Source organism: Streptomyces sp. KLMMK (genome assembly GCF_036961605.1).
GTDB lineage: Bacteria > Actinomycetota > Actinomycetes > Streptomycetales > Streptomycetaceae > Streptomyces > Streptomyces telluris.
In genome coordinates this window covers 1-4,554 of the sequence record NZ_JBAMDC010000472.1, presented here as the reverse complement: position 1 = coordinate 4,554, position 4,554 = coordinate 1, and the positions used below count along the sequence as shown (strand labels likewise).

Below are 4,554 nucleotides of genomic sequence, written 5' to 3'. Positions count from 1 at the left end.
CGCTGCCGCCGCGGTGCCCGGCTTGTAGTCGGCGAAGAAGTCCCACCAGGCTCGGTCGACCGAGTTCGGGTCCTGGAGGTACTGCTGGTAGATCTCGTCGACGAGCCACTCATTGGGACCGAAGACGTCTGCAGGGCTCTTGCCCTGCCCGTCTTGGTCGGTCGAGATGCTCGAGGTGTTGGGGGACTGTGGCGACACGGCGGCAACCGCCCTCTTCCGCTTCACAAGGTGATGGACAGCGGGAATAAAGGCTACGCCTGTCTGCACGGTTGATGCAGGCCACCCGGGCCAGCAGTCGCGCAAGTCACATTCGCTCCGGGGTTTCGGGGCATGACTTGGCGGGAAACACACGGGGTTCTGCTGGTCCCAAGGGTCTCAGGGTTCGCTCAAGCGCGCCCCACACTCCCTCGAATGTGTGCCTCCGCCACCGACCATACGTCAAACGTGATCGCGCGGTACGCCCGGAAGAGTGACCTGAATGCGGCACCCATGAGGGGATTCGGCCACGCCGATGCTCCCGCCGTGCAGATCCACCGCCCAGCGGGCGATGGCCAGCCCCAGCCCCGTGCCGCCGTCCGTGCCCGGGCCCTGCTGCCCGGAGCCGCCCCGGTTGAACCGCTCGAAGACCCGGTGCCGCTCCGCCTCGGGGATGCCCGGGCCCTCGTCCAGCACCTCCAGGGCCAGCGACTGCGGCCCCTCGCCCCGGCGCGCCCGCACCGTGACCCGCCCGTGCGGGGGGCTGTGCTTGACCGCGTTGTCCACGAGGTTCGCCACCACCTGGTGCAGCCGCTCCGCGTCCGCGTGGGCCGTCAGCTCCGGCGGGGACACGTCCAGGTGCAGGTGCACGTCCTTGCGGGCGTGCGGAGAGGAGCCGGAGCCGTTGGCCATGCTCGCCTCCTTCAGGACGCCCGCCAGGTACGGCCACACCTCGAAGCGCCGCGCGTGCAGCGGTACGACCCCGTTGTCGAGCCGGGACAGGTCCAGCAGCTGCTCCACCAGGCGGCCGAGCCGCTCGGTCTGGCGCAGCGCCGTCCGCATCGTCTCCGGATCCGCGGCCGACACCCCGTCCACCACGTTCTCCAGGACCGCCCGCAGGCCCGCGATCGGGGTCCGCAGCTCGTGCGAGACGTTGGCGACGAGCTCCTTGCGGTGGGTGTCCACCGCCTCCAGGTCGGCCGCCATCCGGTTGAAGGCGTTCGCCAGGTGCCCGAACTCGTCCCGCCGCCCGGCGCCCACCCGGCGCGTGTAGTCGCCCTGCGCCATCGCCCGGGTGACCTCGGTCATCTCGTCCAGCGGCGCGGTCAGGCCCTGCGCCACGAACTGCGTTATCAGCAGCGAGGCGATGATCGAGAAGACGGTGATCACCCGGAGCTCGGTCGCCGAGTGGATCGCGACGAAGACCAGGAAGGTCGTTATCACCACCGAGCCGATGACGAGGGCGCCCAGCGCCGCCTTCACCGACCGGTAGGGGTCCAGCGGGCGCAGCGCCTCCCAGACGCGGCCCCCCAGGCCGGCCGGCACCGCCGCGCCCCTGCTCCGCCCGTCCTCGCGGGCCCGCCTGCCCTGGCCCGTGCCCCGTGCCACGCCCTGGCCGGTGCCGCCCCCGGGGCCGGCCGTGCCGCCGGTCATGCCGCCGGGGTCTCCAGTGCATAGCCGACGCCGTGCACCGTACGGATCCGCTCCGCGCCGATCTTCCGGCGGAGCGCCTTGATGTGGCTGTCGACCGTGCGGGTGCCCGAGGCGTCGGCCCAGTCCCACACCTCCGCGAGCAGCTGCTCTCGGGAGAGGACGGCGCGCGGCGTGTTCGCCAGGCAGACCAGCAGGTCGAACTCGGTCGGCGTCAGGTGCACGTCGGCGCCTCTGACCCGCACCCGGCGCTGCGCGTGGTCGATCTCCAGCTCGCCCAGGCGCAGGATGCCGCTGCGCGGGGTGTGCGCGGCGAGGGCCGCCCGCTCCACGCGCCGCAGCAGCACGTGCACCCGGGCCGCCAGCTCGCGCATCGAGAACGGCTTGGTCATGTAGTCGTCGGCGCCGACGCCGAGGCCGACCAGCATGTCCGTCTCGTCGTCACGCGCGGTGAGCATCAGGACGGGCACCGGGCGCTGCGCCTGCACCCGCCGGCACACCTCCAGCCCGTCGAAGCCCGGCAGCATCACGTCGAGCACGAGCAGGTCGGGCTGCCACGCCTCCGCGGTGTCGACGGCCGCCGGCCCGTCGCCCGCGGTGCGGACCTGGAAGCCCTCGGCCCGCAGCCGCGCCGCGATGGCGTCGACGATGGTCCGGTCGTCCTCGACCACCAGCACCCGGCGCTGCGCCCCGGCGGAGGCTGCGGCGCCGTTCGGGCCGATGTGTGTCTGCTCCATGCGCGCCCCGCCCCTAGCGTCTTTCCGTCGCGTCGTTCTCTGCCGGCTCTTCAGCTGTGGCAAGCAGGGTACGGGCAGGTGGCGGGCGACGGCTACGCGGCACGTTGCCCGAGGTGCACTACGTCCGGTACGCCCCGGGCAACCGCGATCTCTTCGGTCCGTACCCCTTCGAAACCGGCATTCCGGAGGGCTCCCTCGAATTCGGCCGAAGGCCGGGCCGACCATACGGCGAGCACACCGCCGGGCGTCAGGCGCTCGCGGCAGCCCGCCAGGCCGGCGGGGGAGTAGAGGCCGCCGTTGTCGTCCGTGACGGTCCAGCCGGGGCCGTTGTCGATGTCCAGGCACAGGGCGTCGTAGCGCACGGGGGCGGTGCGCAGGTGGTGCAGCAGGTCGCCCTCGGCGACCTCGGTGCGCGGATCGGCCAGCGCCCGCTCCGAGACGGCGCCCAGCGGCCCGGCCCGGTGCCAGTCGATCACCGCCCGCTCCCGCTCGACGACCGTGATCCGGCCCCACCGGGGCTCCTCCGCGGCCCGGGCGAGGGAGAAGCCGACGCCGAGCCCGCCGATGAGGACGGACGGCCCCGGGCGGTCCGCGGGGAGGGCGGCCAGCGCGGCGTCCACCAGCAGCCGCTCCGAGCGCCCGTCGGAGGTGTCCATCAGGAAGCAGCCGTTCGCGATGATCTCGTGGACCGCGCCGTCCCCGGCGCCCCGGCGGCGCAGGACGACCTCGCCGTACGGGCCCTCGCGGCGGTCCAGGGTGACGGGCCCCGGCCCCCCTCCGCTGCCGTACGGGTCGCGCTGGAGGGTGGTCATCGGTGGCCTCCGTGTCGGTCGGTACTCGGCGGACGCGGCAGGCGGGTGCGGGGTTGAGGGCCGTGACAGGAGTCACGGTCTGTGGTTGATTCGCCTGCCCTCGATGGACCTTAATGTCGGAGGGAGCCGGAGCGGGACCGCTTTTCGCTCCGCCGGGTGCCGTGAGGTTCCCCGCGAGGAAGGGGCTGGGCCGAGTGAGTGTGGTGGATCCCGGCGGCGAACCCCTGCGGCGCCGGCGGCGAGCTCTCCGGGCCCCTTCGCCCGGCCGGATCCTGCGGGCGCTGCCCACCCCCCTCGGCACGCCGTTCACGTTCTCCTACGGCCTGATCCTGCTGGCCACCGCGCTCTACACGCACTACGGCGACGAGGCCACGGTCAACGTGCTCCTGCGCGAGTCCAGCACCGACGCCGCGCACCTGGCCGAACAGCCGCTCGTCGTCCTGCTGGCGAGCGCCCTGTGGATAGCCGGCGGCCTGTACTCCCTGCACGGGGTCCTCTTCGTCCTCGTCGTCTCCGCGCTGGAGCGCCGGGTCGGCGGGGCCCGCGCCGCCGGTGTCTTCCTCCTCGGGCACGTGCTGGCCACCCTCGCCACCGAGCTGCCCGTGGCGGGCGCCGTGGCCGCGGGGCGGCTGCCCGAGGCCTCGCTGCACCGCCTCGACTACGGCATCAGCTTCGGCGTGATGGCCTGCACGGGTGCGCTCGCCGGGCTGCTGGGGCGGCGCGGGAAGCGGACGGTCCTGGGCCTCTCCTTCCTCATGTGCGCCCAGGACCTCGTCGAGTTCGCCGATCCCCTCGCCAGCTGGGGCCACCCCATAGCCCTGCTCACCGGCACGGCCTGCTGGGGCCTGCTGCGCGACAAGGGGCCGGCGGCCGGGTCAGCTGCGGACGGTGCCGTCCCAGGCCCACTGCGCGCGCCGCGGGAGGCCGGGCAGGGCGGCCCGGCCGGTGCACCACAGCAGCGTCTCGGCGGGGGCGCGGCCGGCCGGGGCGTCCGGGAAGAGACGTTCGACGGCGGGCGCGCACAGCCAGTCGGGCAGGTTGTGGCCGCCGGGGAAGGCGGGGGCGAGCCCGAGGCCGCGCGCGATGTCGTCCGTATGGAGTACGAGCTCCGTCACGCCCATGGCGGCGAAGCCGGGCGCGTCGGAGTGCCCCCACGGGTGCCAGGCGCGATCCCCCTCCCGCGCGCCGCGGACGGTCGCGGCGAGCAGCGCCGCAGCGATGCGGATGCCCTCCAGGCGGGCCGGTAGCGGGGCCCCGGGGTCGAGCGAGGCGAACAGGGCGATGTAGCGGTCGGCGGGCCGGGCCGTGAGCAGGCCCGCGTAGCCGACGAGGCCGAGCGCGAGGTGGTCGAGCGTCGCGGCCGCGGACCACTCCAGGCC

General features: G+C 74.1%; 5 protein-coding genes. 1 reads left to right on the top strand and 4 read right to left on the bottom strand.

Translation table 11 applies throughout. The annotated features are described in order from the left end of the window. The 4 genes from V7793_RS33880 to V7793_RS33865 form a co-directional block, all read right to left on the bottom strand. Positions 1–198: 2-oxoglutarate dehydrogenase E1 subunit family protein (locus tag V7793_RS33880; protein ID WP_336013532.1), on the bottom strand; the 198-nt coding region annotated here is incomplete at its 3' end. Between the two features lie 240 nt (positions 199–438). Next, on the bottom strand, positions 439–1,629 hold the full coding sequence (locus V7793_RS33875) for a HAMP domain-containing sensor histidine kinase (protein ID WP_336013531.1): 1,191 nt from the start codon (positions 1,627–1,629) through the stop codon (positions 439–441). Further along, positions 1,626–2,363, bottom strand: coding sequence for a response regulator transcription factor (locus tag V7793_RS33870; RefSeq protein WP_030366311.1), 738 nt, complete (start codon positions 2,361–2,363; stop codon positions 1,626–1,628). Before V7793_RS33870 ends, V7793_RS33875 begins: the two co-directional genes overlap by 4 nt. Positions 2,364–2,455: 92 nt before the next feature. Continuing rightward, complete coding sequence (locus V7793_RS33865; protein WP_336013530.1) at positions 2,456–3,175, bottom strand: spermidine synthase; 720 nt, start codon at positions 3,173–3,175, stop codon at positions 2,456–2,458. Positions 3,176–3,369: 194 nt separating this feature from the next. On the opposite strand from V7793_RS33865, the gene V7793_RS33860 reads away from it, so the two are divergent. Next, positions 3,370–4,422, top strand: coding sequence for a rhomboid-like protein (locus V7793_RS33860; protein WP_336013529.1), 1,053 nt, complete (start codon positions 3,370–3,372; stop codon positions 4,420–4,422). Positions 4,423–4,554 lie beyond the last annotated feature (132 nt).